At 44.8% G+C, this 18,310-nt stretch carries 14 protein-coding genes and 1 pseudogene; 5 read left to right on the forward strand and 10 right to left on the reverse strand.

All coding sequences use genetic code 11. From position 1 onward, the window contains the following. Window positions 1-4 precede the first annotated feature (4 nt). The 3 genes from ACHUFN_RS15280 to ACHUFN_RS15290 form a co-directional block, all read right to left on the reverse strand. Window positions 5-1,129, reverse strand: a complete 1,125-nt coding sequence (locus ACHUFN_RS15280; protein ID WP_394223297.1) for a type 1 glutamine amidotransferase domain-containing protein — start codon at window positions 1,127-1,129, stop codon at window positions 5-7. A 68-nt stretch (window positions 1,130-1,197) separates the two neighbouring features. Further along, window positions 1,198-3,678 carry an ABC transporter permease gene (locus ACHUFN_RS15285; protein WP_394223298.1) on the reverse strand — a complete coding sequence of 827 codons (2,481 nt, stop codon included), beginning with the start codon at window positions 3,676-3,678 and terminating at the stop codon, window positions 1,198-1,200. Next, window positions 3,671-4,384, reverse strand: a complete 714-nt coding sequence (locus ACHUFN_RS15290) for an ABC transporter ATP-binding protein (RefSeq protein ID WP_394223299.1) — start codon at window positions 4,382-4,384, stop codon at window positions 3,671-3,673. Before ACHUFN_RS15290 ends, ACHUFN_RS15285 begins: the two co-directional genes overlap by 8 nt. A 144-nt stretch (window positions 4,385-4,528) precedes the next feature. Between ACHUFN_RS15290 and ACHUFN_RS15295 the strand changes: the two genes are divergently transcribed. From ACHUFN_RS15295 to ACHUFN_RS15310, 4 genes and pseudogenes are all read left to right on the forward strand, one after another. Further along, window positions 4,529-5,767 carry an aspartyl protease family protein gene (locus tag ACHUFN_RS15295; protein ID WP_394223300.1) on the forward strand — a complete coding sequence of 413 codons (1,239 nt, stop codon included), beginning with the start codon at window positions 4,529-4,531 and terminating at the stop codon, window positions 5,765-5,767. A 413-nt stretch (window positions 5,768-6,180) separates the two neighbouring features. After that, window positions 6,181-7,472: pseudogene (locus tag ACHUFN_RS15300) on the forward strand (M20 family metallopeptidase). A gap of 9 nt (window positions 7,473-7,481) precedes the next feature. Beyond that, window positions 7,482-8,138: a TetR/AcrR family transcriptional regulator gene (locus ACHUFN_RS15305; protein WP_394223301.1), complete on the forward strand. Its 657-nt coding sequence runs from the start codon at window positions 7,482-7,484 to the stop codon at window positions 8,136-8,138. Between the two features lie 37 nt (window positions 8,139-8,175). Then, a complete protein-coding gene (locus tag ACHUFN_RS15310) occupies window positions 8,176-8,682 on the forward strand; it encodes a RidA family protein (RefSeq protein WP_394223302.1) in 507 nt (168 codons plus the stop codon). A 142-nt stretch (window positions 8,683-8,824) separates the two neighbouring features. Here the strand turns inward: ACHUFN_RS15310 and ACHUFN_RS15315 are convergent, their stop codons facing one another. The 4 genes from ACHUFN_RS15315 to ACHUFN_RS15330 form a co-directional block, all read right to left on the reverse strand. Continuing rightward, entirely contained in the window at window positions 8,825-10,594 is a 1,770-nt protein-coding gene (locus tag ACHUFN_RS15315) for a flotillin family protein (RefSeq protein WP_394223303.1), read from the reverse strand. Window positions 10,595-10,612: 18 nt separating this feature from the next. Beyond that, window positions 10,613-11,227, reverse strand: coding sequence for an OB-fold-containig protein (locus ACHUFN_RS15320; protein WP_394223304.1), 615 nt, complete (start codon window positions 11,225-11,227; stop codon window positions 10,613-10,615). Between the two features lie 320 nt (window positions 11,228-11,547). After that, window positions 11,548-12,273, reverse strand: a complete 726-nt coding sequence (gene lpxH, locus ACHUFN_RS15325) for a UDP-2,3-diacylglucosamine diphosphatase (RefSeq protein ID WP_394223305.1) — start codon at window positions 12,271-12,273, stop codon at window positions 11,548-11,550. An 89-nt stretch (window positions 12,274-12,362) separates the two neighbouring features. Next, window positions 12,363-12,854 carry a peptidylprolyl isomerase gene (locus ACHUFN_RS15330; protein ID WP_394223306.1) on the reverse strand — a complete coding sequence of 164 codons (492 nt, stop codon included), beginning with the start codon at window positions 12,852-12,854 and terminating at the stop codon, window positions 12,363-12,365. Window positions 12,855-13,054: 200 nt separating this feature from the next. Here ACHUFN_RS15330 and cysS point away from each other — a divergent pair, with 200 nt between their 5' ends. After that, window positions 13,055-14,437 carry a cysteine--tRNA ligase gene (cysS, locus tag ACHUFN_RS15335; protein ID WP_394223307.1) on the forward strand — a complete coding sequence of 461 codons (1,383 nt, stop codon included), beginning with the start codon at window positions 13,055-13,057 and terminating at the stop codon, window positions 14,435-14,437. 219 nt (window positions 14,438-14,656) lie between these two features. On the opposite strand, the gene ACHUFN_RS15340 is transcribed toward cysS, so the two are convergent. The 3 genes from ACHUFN_RS15340 to gloB all read right to left on the reverse strand — a co-directional run bounded on the left by ACHUFN_RS15340 (window position 14,657) and on the right by gloB (window position 18,243). Then, a complete protein-coding gene (locus ACHUFN_RS15340) occupies window positions 14,657-15,688 on the reverse strand; it encodes an ion transporter (protein ID WP_394223308.1) in 1,032 nt (343 codons plus the stop codon). Window positions 15,689-15,722: 34 nt separating this feature from the next. Next, window positions 15,723-17,387, reverse strand: coding sequence for a lytic transglycosylase (locus ACHUFN_RS15345; RefSeq protein WP_394223309.1), 1,665 nt, complete (start codon window positions 17,385-17,387; stop codon window positions 15,723-15,725). A 64-nt stretch (window positions 17,388-17,451) separates the two neighbouring features. After that, the gene (gloB, locus tag ACHUFN_RS15350; RefSeq protein ID WP_394223310.1) at window positions 17,452-18,243 is read right to left on the reverse strand and encodes a hydroxyacylglutathione hydrolase; all 792 of its coding nucleotides are present in this window, start codon (window positions 18,241-18,243) and stop codon (window positions 17,452-17,454) included. Between the last annotated feature and the right edge of the window lie 67 nt (window positions 18,244-18,310).

Raw genomic sequence — 18,310 nt, forward strand, 5'->3', positions numbered from 1 at the left:
TCCTTTATTGCGTAATCGTAGCCATCAAAGCCTGTGCCGGTTCAAAATCTGGGTGCTTCGATAGCGTGCGTTTCAATGTTTTTTTACTTGCCATAGTATCACCCAGTTGATGTTGTGTTTTAGCAATTTGAACATCTAAGGCCGGATTGTCGATTTCTGCTTGTGCCAACATCATCAAGGCAAGTGCCTGCTGCTTTTTAAGCTCGCTCGTGGCTAGCTTAAGATAGTAATAACCATACATGCCGGCAAGTGCAAGATGATGCTTCTGAGGTGAGTTAGAAATGGGCTGCAATGCCTTGCTGTCACCTTCAAGAAATGCCGCAATACTAGCAAGGGTGCGATCATCTTTGTAAGTGGGCGTTGGCTTAACCGTTACGTCCAGTGCGTCAAGCATGGCGGTTGCAACACCTACTGTCGACGATGGATTTTGCCCTGTGATTAACCGGCCGTCCACGGCAACATGCGCCAGCATAATGTCTGATGATTGAAACTTGCCGCCAATCTCAGCCAGTTTATCTTCAAGCATAAAATCAAACTGTTTTGCCCATTTCTTACCAAAAAGAAGCTCTTCATCGTTAGTAAATCCGTTTACTGATTTGCCTGCAACTAAGTATTCTCCGTTAGATAGTTTTACATTAACCAGTGCCGCAGGCCCGTGACAAACAGCAGCGATAACGCCTTGTTTTTCGTAAAGGTTTGCAATAAATTGCTGCAGCGCTTTATCGTTTGGCAAATCGAACATTGCTCCTTTACCACCCACCACGAACACAGCGTCATAGTTGTCTGCGCCTAAACCACTCATCGCAAGCGTATTGCTGAGCTTTTCCATAAGAGATTTATCAGCCAATACCTCAGCGTTGTATGCCTTACCTGGATCATATTCGTCTGCTTCTACAGCGCCGCCTTGAGGGCTTGCTATATCCACGTCGATATCATGGGCTTTAAACACCAAGTAAGCTTTGGCGAATTCATCGAACTCGTAGCCGGGTTTTTCGTTACCTTGTGCTTGCCCGTATCCACTGACAACCATTAACACCCTTGGGGAAGGGGTATTAGGTTTCCCATGCGTTGACATGACAACAGCAAAGAGAAAAACAGTCGCAATAATTTGAGTAAATAAACGTTGCATAAAATGTCTCCTTTGAAAGTACACCAACACCTTATGCAACGTGACGTGAAACAATTGTGAAATGCTTACTATTCTGTGAGCAATTCGCGAATAGAGCAGGATAGTGTACGTCTACTTGCGACATACCCTATGGTTACAACCGTAAGAATGATTATGCAAAGTGTCGCTGTCATCCACATTAAATTAGGCTGATAGGTCATAGCAAACTGAGACTGGTAGATAAGCATGCCAGCAATCCATGTGCTAAACATTGCGCCTACCGCGGCAATTGCGCCCGTCAGCACCCATTCAATAAGACTGATGTTCAAACACATTTTTCGTGGCAACCCAAAGCTCATAATAACGCTGTTTTTCTTTCGCTCGTTCTGTTCGTAGGTGAGTACCGACGATACAATCACAACGCATGCTAAGCTTAAGATGACAGCGGCAAAACCACTTATTATTTGGGTAACCAGTGCAAGGGTATCGTCAAATCGCTTCGTCATTTCTTGTAACGAAACCATGCGTAACGATGGATGCTGTTGCCACAGCTCGCTAAGTGCGGGCAGCGCTGTCCTATCAGCTTCAATACTTGCCATTGTAAAGTGAGCAGCCTGAATATGTGCTGTAGCAGTTGCTGGCATTTGTACCCAAAAAGTAATGCTACCTGCACCCGGCGCATAAGCATGGCTTGCCGCAATAGTGAAATCGATTGCGTTACCTGCAATCGCAAAAGTAAGTGTGTCTCCTATATTAAGACCAATGTCGGTCATGACTTCCTGTTCAACTGAAACTTGTTGCCAGTTTGAAGGTGCGTCTGGCCAAAATTGACCTTCAATAACGCGATTGTTTTTGGGCACGCTATTAGTCCAATGAAGCCTGATGGCACGCTGAAGCGTTGCTAAGCTCTCACTGGGGCCATGGGCAAATTCCTCAATAAACTGACCATTTACCTTAAGTAACTTGGCATACATAAAGGGTTTTTGCTGGCGTATTTGTGCGCGGTGCTGATGAACCCAGTGAGCAACAGTCTGCATTTGCGCTTCATCAGCTTGGGAAATGAGTACATTGCCATCGAACTGCCTACTGTAAGACTGAAAAGTATTACCTACATCCCTAAGTAACATCAAAGTGAAAAGCAGCAAAAAAGCACAAAGCCCAACCCCCATAATTTGAGTTGTTTTGCTGACCAAGCGTTGCTTCATCATGAATGTGGCGAAAGGAATGAGGCCAGAATAGTGCTGGGTAAGCTTTTCGCCAAGCCAAAGGCTTACATAGCTGAATAATGCTATTAAACAGATGCAACTTGCCATTGCACCTAGCAGCATTACCGTGAGTAAGCTGTTATCCGAATAGACTAAAACCACAAGCAACAATGCGGTTACAAGACAAAAAATGGTCAATACCTGTTTCTGTTTGCCTGATTGATTAAATATCAGTTGTTTAACGCTGGCCACTCTTATTGAAAACCATATGGGCAACTGGAAAAGCGCCAGTAACAGCACACACCCACAAAATGAAAGAAAGGCAGTAAGAAGACTGGGTTGCCAATGCAGTGATAAGAGCGTTGTTGAAAGCCACTTTACCATTACCCAATGCAGTACTGTGGCGATGACAAGTATCACTGGAAGTAAAGCGAGTACTTGCAAAAACCATTTATATATAGAAACGATGAGGCCCTCAATTCGCGTTGCCCCCAGGCTCATACAAACGGCTGCAAAGTATTGTTCTTTTTTAATTTGAATGCGTGATATTTGATAAATAGCAATGGCCGCCATAAACAGCAGCAAGGTAAACGCTAAGCCAATGAAGTTTTCAGTGCGTTGCCAAAATTGCGCTAATGGGTGCGCGCCGAGGCGGTGCCTTACATTAGCGCTTGGAAACGCCTGTTTCTCAGCAGCAATGATCTCTTGTATCTGCGCCTTATTAGCATTGAGTAGATAGCGATATTCAATATTGTCATCGTTAAAATTAAGCGTGACAAAATCATCTACATGCATAAGTGCCCGCATGTCCACATTGTGGCCTTCCATAAGCCTGTCTGGTTCGTGGTGTACTATGCGAGTGATATTAAATAATTGGTTGGCTATGGTAATGGTGTGGCCTACATCTATAGCCAAGCTGGCGCTTAAACGTGAATCAATCCAAATTTCACCTCTGGAAGGTAAGGTGTTGGTAGCGTATGACACTGTGTTGACGGAGCGTGAGACATGTACTTGGCCTTGCAATGGATAGTTATCGCTTACGGCTTTTAACGTTACCTGCTGCCATTTTCCTTTATACGTTAATGTTGTTTTAACGCTTTTGGTAAGAGCCAAGTCATTGCTATGTCGTTTTAGTATTGCCAAATTTTCTAATGAAAGTGCGCCAAACTGTGCCACAACCACATCTGCACCAAGCAAGTTCGCCATGTTCTGCGCTAAGTGTTTTTGCACAGATTCACCAACAAGGGTGAGCGTGATAAGAAACGTAATCAACAAAGCCTGCGTAAACTGCAGAATCTTAAAATGTGAAGACTTAATATCTTGTATATATAGGCGCCAAACTAGGTGGAAGAGCGAGCTACGCATAGTATTTACCTCTTTCTTCGATACTGCTTAATGAGCACTGCCCATTCGAAAACTGCAGTTGATGGCGAGCTTTACGTGCGAGCGCTTCAGAGTGTGTGACCAGCACTAAGCCGGCACCGTTTTCTTCGCAGCAAGCGAACAGCAAGTTCGCTATTTCATTTGCACTTTGTGCGTCTAAGTTTCCGGTTGGTTCATCAGCAAAAATAAACGCAGGCGAGAACACCAAAGCGCGAGCAATGGCAACGCGTTGCTGCTCACCGCCACTTAATTGAGATGGTTTGTGATGCAGTCTATTGCCAAGTCCTACCTTGTCGAGCCACTGAATTGCCTTAGAAATCGCATCTTTACGACCACGTAGCTTAAGCGGCAGCGCTACATTGTTAAGTGCATCTAATTCTGGCAGCAAATGAAACTGCTGAAAAATGAAGCCAATTTCCTTGCGGACATGGTCAATGGTGTGGGCGCCTGTTGCATTACGGAAAAAGACGCTGCCGTTGGACGGTAATTCAAGCCCTGAAGCTAACATTAACAAGCTAGATTTTCCCGACCCAGAAGGCCCTGTGATTGCGTAAGATTCTCCTTGATGAATGCTAAAACTTAAGTCATCAAACAAAACAATGTCTCGTTCACCGTTTGAAAATGACTGCGCGACGTTTTGCACCTCTATACTTGACTTTACACCATGGTAACTATTGCTCGACGACATACCCTCTACTCCTCTTGCATTTTCTTTGCAGGATAAAAGTAGGGGAGTGAAATGAATGTGAAACCAATGGGGCTGATGTTTCACATTTTCTTCACAGGCTCGCTGCTAACGTGCATTCACAACCAACGAACAAAGAGATATTTTATGTTTAAGAATGTGAAGCTAAAGCTAATGTGCTTGATGGCAGCGTGCGCCAGTTTGAACGGCTGCAATGTATTGAATTCACTGCGCATGATGCAAATAAACGACAATGTTGAGCCTGTCTTTACCGAACACTCACGCTTTGCCCTCGACGCAGAATATGAAGGCGAAAAGCCCTATATTTACGCCACCGTGAATGGTGAAAAACTTTTATTTTTGCTTGATACCGGCGCGCGCTTTCTCATACTGATGGACACGCCTAAAGTACAGCAGCTAAATTTACCCCGCGGCTTCGATTTAGCGCTTCGAGGTTGGGGCGGAGAAGGTAGCAGTCAAGCTTACCAAACGGATATTGCGCGCATTGATTTAGGGGGCGTGTATTTTGATGATATGAAAGCTGCTGTGATCCCCGTTTCTAAAACACACTATTATTTGCGCGAAGATGAAGCTATTTATGACGGTGTTATTGGGCACGACATGATGCGTCACTTCACTTGGGAGTTTGACGCGAATAACAACGCCATTTACCTGTCGCAGCAACCTTACAAGCCATCAGACAATGCAACTCGCCTTGAAATGAGTTCATTTTTAAACAAAATTTCTGTAGACGGTGAGCTTACATTTAATGACTCAGTAACCGTTAATGAGCCATTTGTAATCGACACTGGTAGTCGTCACTACGTAAAGTTAAGTACGGCCTATGTCGAATCAAACGATATAGATATCAGCTCTCATCGCGTGCGTGCGGCTGATTTTGGTTTAAGCGGCAAGGTAGAGCACGACCGAGTTACGCTTCCTCAGCTATCGCTAGGTGACATTGATTTAAAAAATGTAAAAGTTAACCTAATTCCAGGCGATGACGAAGATGACTGGTGGGTATTAGGTAATGCGCTTATGAACCAGTTTAAGACGGTGATTGATTACCAAAACGACGCATTTTATCTAGAGCCACAAGCCCCATTCGTGACCGATTACAACCTACTGGGGTTAGAATTGCGAAAAGTGCGAAGCGGAGAGTTTGTGGTGCGCTATGTGTTTCCCCATTTGCCTACCAGTAATACTGACATAAAGGCTGGCGATATTGTGACCTTAATTGATGGTGCGCCCACAACCTCTATTTCGTTAAGCGAATACAACGATATTGCGTCAATTGAAGGCGAGCACCTTATTTGTATTTCCCGAGATGACGCGTGTTACAAAATTAAAAGCGAAGAGATACCGGGTTATTCAGTAGTCAAGTAGTCCGTTAGCCTGCCATTGCGCATTTAATAAGAAAAAGCCCCTTATGCTTGGGGCTTTTTAGTTATGTCTTCTCAAATTATTCCTAATCACGCAGCTTTCCCCATGATAGCGTTGATCCGCTTCGAGAAAGCAAAGCCAATGCGCCTACACTGAAAGTGCCGTAAAGCGTACAAATGCGATAAGTGATAGTAAACATGCGCCGAAAATGTGAATCTGGATTTACAAAATTTCATTGCTCGCTGTACTATAACTATCACACAGCGGTAAACCACTAGATGGTTTTTAGCTAAATATTTATTACGTTTTTAAATTATTAACACCGTGTTCAAGTCTGGTGTAGGCTAAGATTCTAAAAAGATTTTTGCGGAAACCAAAAATGTCGTTGGTCTTCACTAACCATTAAGGAAACCTTTATGAAAGCTTCAATATTTACTCTTGCTGCAAGCTTAAGTGCATTAGTGGCTCCAACGGCGTTGGCCAATTCGCTAGATGTACATCTTAAAAATGTCGAGCCAAAGGTTATCGAGTGGCGTCGAGATTTTCATCAACATCCAGAGCTGGGTAATCGCGAAACGCGAACTGCTGCAAAGGTTGCTGAGCACTTGCGCTCGCTAGGGATGAGTGTTGAAACCGATATAGCCTACACTGGCGTAGTGGGCTTCTTAAAAGGTGCCAAGCCCGGCCCTACGGTTATGTTACGGGCCGATATGGATGCGCTGCCAGTGACAGAAAAAACCGATGTTCCGTTTAAGTCGACTAAAACCACGAACTATCGCGGCGTAGATGTAGGCGTTATGCATGCCTGCGGCCACGATACCCATGTTGCAATGCTAATGGGAACGGCAGAGGTTCTTGCGAACTTGCAGCAGGAACTAAGCGGTAACGTTATGTTTGTCTTTCAGCCAGCAGAAGAAGGCGCGCCTATTGGTGAAGAGGGTGGGGCAGAGCTGATGTTGAAAGAAGGTATTTTTGAAAAATACCAGCCCGAGGTTGCATTTGGACTGCACATCACCTCAGGCTTGCACACAGGTAAAATTGGGTATAGAAGTGGCCCGTTTATGCAAGTTCAGACCGTTTTGAGATAGCGGTTCATGGTAAGCAATCCCACGGCTCTCGACCTTGGTCAGGAGTAGACCCCATCGCCGCAGCGGCGCAAATTGTCACAGGGGTTAATCACATAGTTTCTCGTCATATCGATATCACTAAAGAGCCTGCAATAGTGTCGTTTGGAAAAATTGCAGGTGGTGTGCGCAATAACATCATTCCAGAGAAAGTAGAAATGGTGGGCACTATCCGCAACTTTGATATGGACAACCGCGCACAAATCTTTGACAAGCTAACCACTACGGCAACACATATTGCCGCAGCATCTGGAGCAAAAGCAGACGTCGAGATTTTTGAAGGCTATCCAGTGACGGTAAACAACCCAGACTTGACCTCTACCATGTTACCAAGCGTTAAAAAGGCAGCAGGGGAACACAATGTAGTTGAGATGCCGAAGATTACTGGCGCAGAGGATTTTTCATTTTACGCCATGGAAGTACCGGGGCTGTTTTTATTCTTAGGCGGAACGCCGCACGATCAAGACTTAAGCACGGTACCTAGTAATCATTCACCTTACTTTTTCGTTGAGGAGTCTTCGTTCACTGTGGGAACCGCTACGTTAACGCAGCTGGCGCTAGACTACATGGCAATGAATAAGTAACACTTCGCAATGGATTCACCATCACTAATAAAACCTAAGCAACAACGCAGCCAACAGACTCAAGATAAACTGATTGCTGCACTACAGTTTTATTTAAGAGATAAGTTCTTTGAACATATCAGTATTAAAGAGCTCACTGCCCACGCTAATGTGTCAGTGGGCACGTTTTATCGCCGGTTTAAGAGTAAAGAGTCGTTATTGCCGCTGTTGTATCAAGACTTTGGCCGTGACTTAGAAGCCTGGCTTTTTGCTATAGAGCAAGAGGATACAAGCGATCTCAAAAACATAGTTAGTAAGCTGTGCTCGAGAACGTATACCTTCTTTAACGAAAGAAAGGGCGTATTTCGAACGTTGCATCTTAATTCTCGCCTGCATAGTGATTTATTAACGTCTGATAAAAATAACGATCGTCGTAGAATTTATCAGCGTATGGCGCACCTTTTGGCTACTCAAATGTCTTCAGCGACAACGTGTCTACCAGCGCAAAATGCGAGTAACGCTAAAACGCAAGCACAAGCTGAAATGGCGGTGTTTATTATGATCAATGCCTTGCTTGATAAGGTGGTTTATAAAAACCTTACGCCCGCTATTGCCACCGAGCTAGAGGGAGAAGCGTTTGTTCAAGAACTCGAGCATGTACTGCTGTGCTATCTAGGCAGTGCGTAGAACACTGATAATGAGCGTTATTTACAAAGGAAACGCAATGAATATTTCAAAAACAGCTATATCAAGGTTTAGCAATGTCATTTTTGCCTTGCTCTCTCTTGGCGTAATTTGCGTTGCTTCAGCAGGTGCAGCGGAGCAAGGTGCAAACGCAGATAAAGAAGATGCGGCCAATAAAAGCTTTTTAAACAGTAAGCCTGCCAACCCGGCGTTGCCGTTTTCAGATATTGTTCGCGCTGGCAATACGCTCTTTATGTCAGGTCAAATCGGGTTTGACTCAAGTACGGGGGCGTTAGCTGTAGGGGGCTTTGAAGCCGAGGCCCATCAAACCATGAAAAACATAAAAGCAACGCTAGAAAGGTATGGCTATGACATGAGTCAAGTTGTGAAATGCACAGTGATGCTCACAGACATTAGTGACTTTGCTCAGTTTAATACAATATACACGCAATATTTTAAGCCGCCTTACCCAGCACGAAGCGCGTTCGCTGTAAAGGCGTTGGCCCTTAACTCGTTGCTTGAGGTGGAGTGTATTGCCCACCTTTAAAGCTGAGAGCAGCAATTAAGTAAATAGTAAGCAAATGGTAAGAAAAACAAAAGCCCTGCAAATTGGCAGGGCTTTTTTACTCGCAATTAAGCATTAAATGCTAAGTAACTCAATACGCGCTATTGCGCTCAAACAAGCGGGGCTAGTCAGCCGAAACTTCTTCAGCGGCATTATTGCCGTTTAGTTTCTCAGGTGCGGTCACAACAGGTTTAGGCGTTACCGTGCGGGCTTTATTCAGCAAATCGCTGTTTCCCGTTACTAGGTCTTCCAATGTTCCCTTGTCGGCATCAACTAAGCCCACTTCACGTAGCATAGAATCTACCAAAGGCGCATTGGCGCGATAACTCAGCGCGGCTTGAGTAACTTGTTCAGCTAAACCGCTTCCCGCCGTTGCGATAGTATGATCGCCTTTGGCACCTGCGCCTTGACCATAACCCTGCAGAATTTTAATACCTTCAATGTTCTCAAGCGGCTTAACGGCATGTGCCACAAGGTCAGGCAATACTTTAAGCATCGCAAGGGCTTTTTGTAGTTCAATTTGTTCCGTCTTAAGCGTATTTTCAGCCTCATAAAGGGCCTGTTTACCTTGCGCTTCAACAGCAAGTACTTTCTCATCAGCTTCAGCTTGCAGCATTTTTGCGTCGGCACTTGCTTTTGCTTCAGTCAAAATAGCTTCCGCTGTATTCTCAGCCGCTTCTTTCTTCGCTTGTGCTTCAACGGTAATACTTACCGCCTCACGCTCCGCTTCTTTGCGCGCATCAATAACTTCAATTTGTTTCTTACGTTCAGCTTCTGCCACCATTTTGGCGGTAGTAACGGCCTCTACCTTTTCTACTTTGGCCTTTTCAGCTTCGGCAGCTTTAGCACGCGCTGCAGATTCTTCTTCAGATTTCGTTGCAACAGCAATTTGTTTTATTTGCTCAGACACTTCTACTTCTTGTTGCTGGCGAATGCGTGCTTGTTCAAGGGCCTGACGCTTAGAAATTTCTTGGGTTTCAATTTCCCGCGATTTCTCAATTTCCGCCGCTTCAATGGCTCGGTTTTTGGCAATCTCTGCCTCGCGCTCTTCACGCTCTTTCATTTCACGCTGTTTAGCAATTTCAGCTTTCTGTTCCTGACGTTTAAATGCCAGAATTTGCTCTTGGGCTAAGCGCGCTTCTTCTTCATCGCGCTTTACTTCAAGCGACTGCTTTTCGGCTGCTAAATTACGCTGCTCGATAAAGATACGGTTTTCTTGCTGAATATCATTGGTCTCTTTGCGCTTTTCTTCAATGATTTTAGTTAAGCGTGCACGACCTTCAGCATCGAATGCGTTGTTTTCATTAAAGAATTGAAGGTCGGTTTGGTCGAAGCCCGTTAAACTTACCGACTCAAGCTCAAGACCGTTCTTTTCAAGGTCGTTAGCAACACTTTGCTGCACTTTTTGAACAAAGTCTGCGCGCTGTTCATGCATTTCGGTCATGCTCATTTCAGCGGCAACGGCGCGAAGTACGTCAACGAACTTCGACTCCATTAGCTTTTTCACTTCTTCGGCGCGGGTAGTACGAGTACCTAACGTTTGTGCGGCCATTGAAATGCCGTTGGCATTTGGCGCTACGCGCAGATAAAAGTCGGCTTTAACATCAACTCGCATGCGGTCTTTTGTAATTAGCGCGTCTTTTTGGATTTTCTCTACTTCAATCCGAAGGGTGTTCATGTTCACCGGAATAATTTCATGAACGACCGGAAGGACAATTGCGCCGCCGTCTTTAATTACTTTTTCACCACCTAACCCCGTTCTAACAAACGCAGTTTCCTTGGTGGCGCGGGTATAGAGTTTGGCAAAAATAAGGCCAATAATAATAAGCCCTACAACAATTACACCGGCAATAAAGAGTATTGACGGCAAGCTAGATGGTTGAATTGTATCCATACTTTTATCTCTTTTAGATTATTGGTAGCGAGTTGCTAACCAGCTGTGTTGATTTTTTTGAACTAAAATGACGCGCTCTCCCTGTGCGAACAGCTCTTCTTCTTCAAAAGGCTCCACCAACACAAAATGAGGCTGTGAATAATGATCGGTAAACTTTGCTTCGGCGGGGTTGCCTCGGCTTGCTCGACCAATGGTAATTTCTGCCACTGAACCAATAAAGTCATCGCTATTTACTGCACTAGACTCAACGCTAGGCAACAATCGGGAAATAATGTTTACCGTTTTAGCGGTTATCAGCAGCGCTGCGATAAAGGCTAGGGGCACAGAAACGATGGCAGAGAAGGCCACACCAAATACACTCGCCGCTACACCATTAATTATTAGCCCCGAAAGGCCAAAAAACGTGAGCAAAACAACTAGAAAAATAAGAAAGGGAACTTTATTAATGTTCAGCCAGTTGGCCAACGATGTGTTAATAAAGCCTTCGCCGTCCACTTCAGCGAAATCGTCTCCTAGCCCGAGTAAGCTTGCACCAAAAACGGTGCTGATTAGCTCTAAAATAAAAACGAAAAAAACGGCAATTAGCGCAATGCTAAACCAGAAGTTTGTAGGAGAAAGAAGAACATCTGTCATTTACACCATCCATGATGACTAACTTGCTTTTATTCTTTATACCACAGAAGAAAAATTAAGCCAGAAAATAGCCTATGTACTTTCGGCTAGTTTGTAACATTTCATGATGTGTGGAAGTGCGCTAATAAGTACAATACATAGGTGTATATATGCTTTTGAATAAGCAAATGCGTTTGCCTATGTGATATGAAATTTAATGAGTAACTATTACTGGTTGCCTTCTACGATACCAATTATCAAAAGTTAAATACGATGCGCTTGGTCGGCAAGACTAAGTGACTTTGTAGGTATTTTCTGTGAGCAACCTTTAGCTAACATTGCTAGCTGAAATTGTGCTTTTGCAGCATTACGTCGCTAGCGGTCACTTTTAAAACGCTGCCTTGATCGTACCAATCACCAAGTACAATGCGCGTAGCAGGCTTACCGTTTGCTTTTAGGCTATGAATATTAGGTCTGTGCGTGTGGCCATGGATCATGCGTTGTACGCCCCACTTTTCCATCACTTTCACCACCTCTTCAGGCGTTACATCCATAATGTCTGGCTTCAAGTTTTGCTGTTTAGCTTTGCTCTCGGCGCGACCGTTATCTGCAACCCGCTGACGGTACCACAAGGGCAACGCAAGCATTAAGCGAGGCCACCACCAACCGCGAGATTTCTTGCGAAACTTTTGGTAGGCAACATCACGCGTGCATAGCTCGTCACCGTGTGTAAGTAGTGTCGGCGTGCCGTATAAATCAATCACTTCTTGTTCGTTTAACAATGTCATGCCTGCTTTAGATAGCCACTTTTCGCGAATCGCAAAATCGCGATTACCGTGAATAAAGTAAATTGGGCAGTGCTGACTAACGTCTTTAAACGCTGAAGCAATAGCGGTATTAAAGGGAGTTACATTATCGTCACCAATCCATACTTCGAATAAATCGCCTAAAACGTAAAGTGCATCAGCATTAATCGCGTCTTCTTTTAAAAAATGCATTAAACATTCGGTAATGTCTGGGCGGTCGGCACTTAGGTGTAAATCGGCAATGAAGTAGGTAAACGACATAACTCTTCTTAACGTGGTTTAAAAAGCCGCGTATGAAACGCGGCTTATAATTGACTCAAAACTTACAGTCTACTTTAAAAGCGGGTTTCTTAAGAAACAATCGCTTTTTCAATGATAACAGGCTCTACAGGCACATCTTGATGATAGCCGTGGTTACCCGTTTTAACGGCTTTAATCTTTTCTACCACATCCATACCTTCGGTTACTTTACCGAATGCGCAGTAACCCCAACCATTTACAGACTTACCAGAGTGGTTAAGGAAGTCATTGTTATTCACGTTAATGAAAAACTGAGCAGTAGCAGAGTGAGGGTCTTGTGTACGCGCCATTGCGATAGTACCCACTTCGTTTGCTACGCCGTTGTCTGCTTCGTTTTCAATTGGGTCTTTAGTGTCTTTCTGATCCATATCAGGCGTAAAACCGCCACCTTGAATCATGAAGTTGTTAATTACACGGTGGAAAATAGTGTTATCGAAAAAGCCGTCTTCTACGTAAGAAAGGAAGTTTGCGACTGTTTTAGGTGCTTTGTCTTCAAAAAGCTCTAAGGTGATATCACCAAAATTTGTTTTCAACGTAACCATTGTGGTTTTTCCTATGTGTTAGCATATGCGTAAAGTGCGCTGAGTTTAGCGCAAAAGAGGGGCTAAGCGCAAAGACATGCGTATTGCAAACAAAGCAATTAGCGCAAAACAAGGCCATAGCATAAAAGCCTTGTACCAATTGCCATGGGACAGTGCTAAACTTTGCGGCCAAAAAATTATGACGAATAGGAAATATAGACATGCTACATCTTTACAATACCCGAACCCGTGAAAAAGCGAAGTTTGTTCCGCTTCAAGAAGGGAAAGTGGGTTTGTACGTGTGTGGTATTACCGTTTATGACCTAAGTCACATGGGCCATGCGCGCACCTACCTTAGTTTCGATGTGTTAGTTCGTTATATGCGCCACCTTGGGCTAGACGTAAAATATGTGCGCAATATCACAGATATCGACGACAAAATTATTGCCCGTGCCAACGAAAATGGCGAGAGCTTTGAGGCACTTACTGCGCGCACTATCGGCATGATGCACGAAGACTTTGCAGCCATTAACTTGCTAGAGCCAGACGTTGAGCCTACGGTAAGTGGCCACATGGATGAAATTATCCAGCTCATCCAGCGTCTTGTTGATAAAGGTTATGCCTATCAAGCGCAAAGTGGTGACGTGCTGTTTGACGTTAGCAAATATGAAGCTTACGGCAAGCTTAGCAAGCAAGACCTTGATCAGCTTAAAGCCGGTGCCCGTGTTGAAGTGGCGGCGGGTAAAGACGACCCACTAGATTTCGTGCTTTGGAAAACCACCAAGCCAGGCGAACCTGCATGGCAGTCTCCATGGGGAGAAGGGCGTCCGGGTTGGCACATTGAATGTTCTGCAATGAACTATAAGCACCTTGGTGCGCACTTCGATATTCACGGCGGTGGTTCAGATTTAACCTTCCCGCACCATGAAAATGAAGTAGCACAGTCGTGCTGCGCGTACGACACGCCGTACGTAAACGTGTGGATGCACGCAGGTATGGTGCAGGTGAACGACGAGAAAATGTCAAAGTCGTTGGGTAACTTCTTTACCTTGCGCGATGTGCTTAAAGAGCACGAGTCAGAAACGTTGCGTTTCTTCTTAATGTCGGCGCATTATCGTAGCCAGTTAAGCTACTCGCAAGATAACATCACCCAAGCAAAAGCAGCGCTGGAGCGTTTGTATACTGCGCTTCGTGGTGTCACAGTAGATGAAAGCACTGACCTTAGCTACGGTGGCTATCTGGCACGTTTCGAAGCGGCAATGAACGACGACCTTAACGTACCTGAAGCCTTTTCTGTGTTGTTCGATGTAGCGCGAGAGCTTAACCGCCAAAAAGATAATGCTGAAGAAGCGGGCAAGCTGGCTGCGGTTCTTAAAGGCCTAGGCGCAATTCTAGGTATGCTTCAAAGCGACCCAGATACCTTCCTGAAAGGTGGTGAGGGCAATGACGACGAAGCGGCTGAAATTGAAGCTTTGATTAAGCAGCGCAACGATGCCCGTGCCTCGAAAGACTGGGCGGCTGCAGATGCTGCGCGCGATGCATTAAACGCAAAAGGCGTGGTGTTAGAAGACGGTCCAAGCGGCACTACGTGGCGTAAAGCGTAGCTAATCGCCTCTACCATTCAACGACAAAAAAGCCCGCAATTTGAAAGTGGGCTTTTTTAATTTACTTCAGTCACCGTGGCGTGAAACGGTTCATCGAGGGTTGTAACAAAAAACAAGCAACTTTTATCTACGACAGAAAAATAGCTCTTACGCTTTGCCAGTTCTAACAACTATCGTCGCCATTTATCCATCGGTTAACATCATCACTTAGCCAGTTGCTTAAATTTCGGGCTTGCCGGTTGGTATAGTCGACTCTTTCTCGGTTAAATGAGACTTCCAGCGCTGCTGAGCTACATGCGCTTTTACCAATTCCAAGCACTCATTAACTACGTTTAGCACTTCTTTGTCTAACGCATCGGCAGTGGGTGTGTAGTCGTGCATACCAACAGAAATGAAGTGATCGATGCGCTCTGCATCTAAATCGCTTAACAGGTTCACTAGCGATGTAGTGACAATATCGGTCACTGACTCTTCTAGCGTGTTTTCAATTGTTTTGCCGATAACAGGCAGGTAGTGAAGTGAAGAAACTTGTGCGTTACTTCTGACCGCCTTTCCTACGCTACGTCTTACGTGTTCACTAATAACTTCACCATGCTCTTCGCTTTGAATTGACTGACCCAGGTGATTAATAACACCTGCCATCCACTGTGTAATTACAGGGCGGCGGGGAGCGAGTACCTGAGCGTTAATATCATCAAGTAAGGGAGAACCGGCAGAGATGTCTTTTTGTGCATCGCTTAACACCTTAACCACAATTCTGTCGCTAAGCTCTTCAACAAATACATCGTAGTAGAAGGCGAAAAAGCGGAATACTGCAGTTTGGTTTAAGTCGATAATGTCGTATTTGTGTAAACGATGCAGTATCGAAAATATACGAAGGAACCTAAACAAGCGAGTGGGGCCTGTAGGGATGAGGCCAATTATGTCGTACCAGTGCAAGAACGGGAAAAAATACCAACGTAAATGCTCTTTACGCGCAACCGCCACAACCCACCTGAAACAAAACTCGGTAAAGAATATGGCAATAAATACCAAATCGACCAACAAAAAATTGTTGTGGATGGGGTCGTAGGCGCCAAGAAAAGCTGGGAAATAGGTGCCAAGTAAGCCGTAAACAAAATCGGTGGCGTACAGTGCATCGAAAATAAGCCATGCTAGATTTACAAAAAGTATACCTAGCATGACTAAATCTAGAATTAACCAAGGCGTTTCATGACTGTGTCGCAAATTTTCTCGGTTAATTCTAAGCATATCCGTATCCTGTAAAGTGCTAGTTAAACAAGCATTAGCCTGACGAACTTAACCTTGTTACATCTACATAAAGTTTAAGCTTTTGCCCCGGCTGTAGGTAGTGTTTTGTATTCAGCGAGTTCCACTTTCCTATGTCGCTTACCTTAACATTGAATTTGCTGGCAATGCGAGACAACGAATCACCGTTTCTTACTGTATAAGTCAGCTTTTTGGTAACGCCGCTTTGCGCGTTGCCTTCTTGCCAAATCACCAAGGTTTTACCGGGGTGTAGCATATCGCCAGGTGCCATGCCGTTCCATTTGGCTAGTTGCCTTGTGCTAATTTTATATTTACGGGCAATATCCCAAAGCGTATCACCCGACTGTACCGTATGACGCACTTTCATTTTTGACTTATTGCCATTTTGAAGGCTAGCCAAGCGCTGTTCTTGCGACAAGGTGTAGCTATCTAGTTCTTGAAGCGCCACAGGTACCATAATAGCTTGGCCCACACGAATCATAGACGTGTCTAGTTCGTTCACTTTCTTAAGCACTTTTACCGTAGTGTGATATTGCTGCGCTATTTTACCTAAACTATCGCCAGGCTTTACTGAATGACGAACCCAGTTTAGCCGTTCTTTTTGGTCAATTTTGGCAAGCGCTTGCGAGAATGCAGCTGCTTTATCAAGAGGGAGAATAAGTCTGTGCGGCCCTTCTGGCGATGTAGCCCAGCGGTTAAACCCCGGGTTTAACCCGTGAAGCTCTTTCAATGACATGCCTGCAAGCTCGGCGGCAAAAGCTAAATCTACTTGTGAGCCAATATCCACAACTTCAATAACGGCTACGTTTTCAACTTCAGGCCATGTGTAAGCATATTCATCTTTGTTTTTTAGAATGTCAGCAAGTGCTAGCAGTTTAGGTACATATGCGCGCGTTTCTTTTGGCAGATTCAAATTCCAAAAGTCGGTTGGCTTGCCGGTACGCTTGTTAGCTTTAATAGCTTTGAGAACTCGGCCTTCACCGCTGTTATAGGCTGCTAGCGCATGCAACCAGTTTCCGTCGAACATTTTGTTTAGGTAAGTAAGGTAGTCTAGTGCGCCTTGCGTAGAAGCTAAGACGTCTCGACGTCCGTCGTACCACCAGTTTTGCTGCATACCAAAACGTTTGCCTGTGCCAGGAATGAATTGCCACATACCGGCAGCGCGACCATGAGAATAGGCAAAGGGGTCGAAGGCGCTTTCAACAATAGGTAAAAGCACAAGCTCCATTGGCATATCGCGTTTTTCTATTTCTTCAGCAATGTAGTAAAGAAATGGTTTTGCGCGCTTCACAACGCGCGCCATGTACTCTGGGTGTTTTAAGTACCACTTGCGCTGTGCGTTTACACGGTTGTCGTCGGGAATAGGTAATGTAAATTTGGCGCTAGCGCGCTCCCACACATCAGTTACCACAGCCTGTGTGTGCATATCGGGCATTTCGGTAAGCTCAGCGCCTTCTTCTAGCGTTTCATCATTGGGGTGAACAACATCAATAACGCCATCTCTTGCAATCTCGCAATCTGAAATGGCTTCTTCGCTGTTATGGATTTCACTACACGCTTCTAATAACGCGTTTTCGCTACTTTCTAGTTGTGCATTGTCGTTATTATTATCGGTTAACTGACAACCGGTTAAACCTATCGCCAGTATTAACGGCGATAGTGGGAAAAACTTCAACTGCATATATGAAGAAACCTCTTGGAGCATTGCAAACCAACAATATTACGATAATTGGCTTACTTTTGCATCAAAACTCATCTTTCCAGCGGCGAACTGCAGCAAAGACTGCTACATCGTCGGCTAGGTTATTTTCGCAATAGGCTTCGGCAGCCGTTTTTACGGAAAGTTCATGGGTACGCAAAAATGGATTTATACTTTTTTGCTCTTTCAGGTTACTTGGCAATGTTGGGCTATTTTGATCGCGCTTAGCATCAACCCATTTTGCGTAGTCTTGCAGCGCTTGGTTGCTAGGTTCGACTTCCAACGCAAACTGAACGTTGGCTTGGGTATATTCATGAGTGCAATATATTTTGGTTGAGTCAGGAAGCCGCTTCAGTTTGTTTAGGGAGTGGTACATTTGTTCAGGGGAACCTTCAAACAAACGGCCACACCCAGCAGAAAACAAAGTGTCGCCACAAAACAGTGCGCCATGACCAAAAAAGGCGATATGGTCTAAAGTGTGACCGGGTACTTCCATAACTTGAAGTGCCATTTTAAATACGGGAAGCGACACAGTATCGCCTTGCGATACCGATTTTGTTATGCCTCTAATATGATTGCCTCGGGGGCCTATAACAGGTAAATCGGGGACCGCTGACACTAATTTGGCTATACCGCCGGTGTGATCTTTATGATAATGCGTAATTAGAACGGCGCTAAGTGTTAGGCCTTTAGCTTTTAGGAAAGCCAGCACTGGCTCTGCATCACCTGGGTCGACCACAATTGCGCTGCTTTCGTTATAAATGCACCAAATGTAGTTATCGGTAAATGCGGGAATAGGGTGAATCGCTATGCCCGAAGGAAGTGTTTCTGCCGTCATTGGTGTACCTGCTTGTGTAGGTAGAATTATGCGTTACTATAGGGGCTTGTGAACAGCAGAGCAACCA

It is taken from the genome of Alteromonas gracilis, from assembly GCF_043642145.1.
Taxonomy (GTDB): Bacteria; Pseudomonadota; Gammaproteobacteria; order Enterobacterales; family Alteromonadaceae; genus Alteromonas; species Alteromonas gracilis_B.

Coding starts and splice junctions, on each gene's coding strand:
- ACHUFN_RS15280 (WP_394223297.1), bottom strand. CDS start 1,129: ATGCAACGTTTATTTACTCAAATTATTGCGACTGTTTTTCTCTTTGCT.
- ACHUFN_RS15310 (WP_394223302.1), top strand. CDS start 8,176: ATGAATATTTCAAAAACAGCTATATCAAGGTTTAGCAATGTCATTTTT.
- cysS (WP_394223307.1), top strand. CDS start 13,055: ATGCTACATCTTTACAATACCCGAACCCGTGAAAAAGCGAAGTTTGTT.
- gloB (WP_394223310.1), bottom strand. CDS start 18,243: ATGACGGCAGAAACACTTCCTTCGGGCATAGCGATTCACCCTATTCCC.
- lpxH (WP_394223305.1), bottom strand. CDS start 12,273: ATGTCGTTTACCTACTTCATTGCCGATTTACACCTAAGTGCCGACCGC.
- ACHUFN_RS15320 (WP_394223304.1), bottom strand. CDS start 11,227: ATGACAGATGTTCTTCTTTCTCCTACAAACTTCTGGTTTAGCATTGCG.
- ACHUFN_RS15345 (WP_394223309.1), bottom strand. CDS start 17,387: ATGCAGTTGAAGTTTTTCCCACTATCGCCGTTAATACTGGCGATAGGT.
- ACHUFN_RS15340 (WP_394223308.1), bottom strand. CDS start 15,688: ATGCTTAGAATTAACCGAGAAAATTTGCGACACAGTCATGAAACGCCT.
- ACHUFN_RS15315 (WP_394223303.1), bottom strand. CDS start 10,594: ATGGATACAATTCAACCATCTAGCTTGCCGTCAATACTCTTTATTGCC.
- ACHUFN_RS15330 (WP_394223306.1), bottom strand. CDS start 12,854: ATGGTTACGTTGAAAACAAATTTTGGTGATATCACCTTAGAGCTTTTT.
- ACHUFN_RS15285 (WP_394223298.1), bottom strand. CDS start 3,678: ATGCGTAGCTCGCTCTTCCACCTAGTTTGGCGCCTATATATACAAGAT.
- ACHUFN_RS15290 (WP_394223299.1), bottom strand. CDS start 4,384: ATGTCGTCGAGCAATAGTTACCATGGTGTAAAGTCAAGTATAGAGGTG.
- ACHUFN_RS15295 (WP_394223300.1), top strand. CDS start 4,529: ATGTTTAAGAATGTGAAGCTAAAGCTAATGTGCTTGATGGCAGCGTGC.
- ACHUFN_RS15305 (WP_394223301.1), top strand. CDS start 7,482: ATGGATTCACCATCACTAATAAAACCTAAGCAACAACGCAGCCAACAG.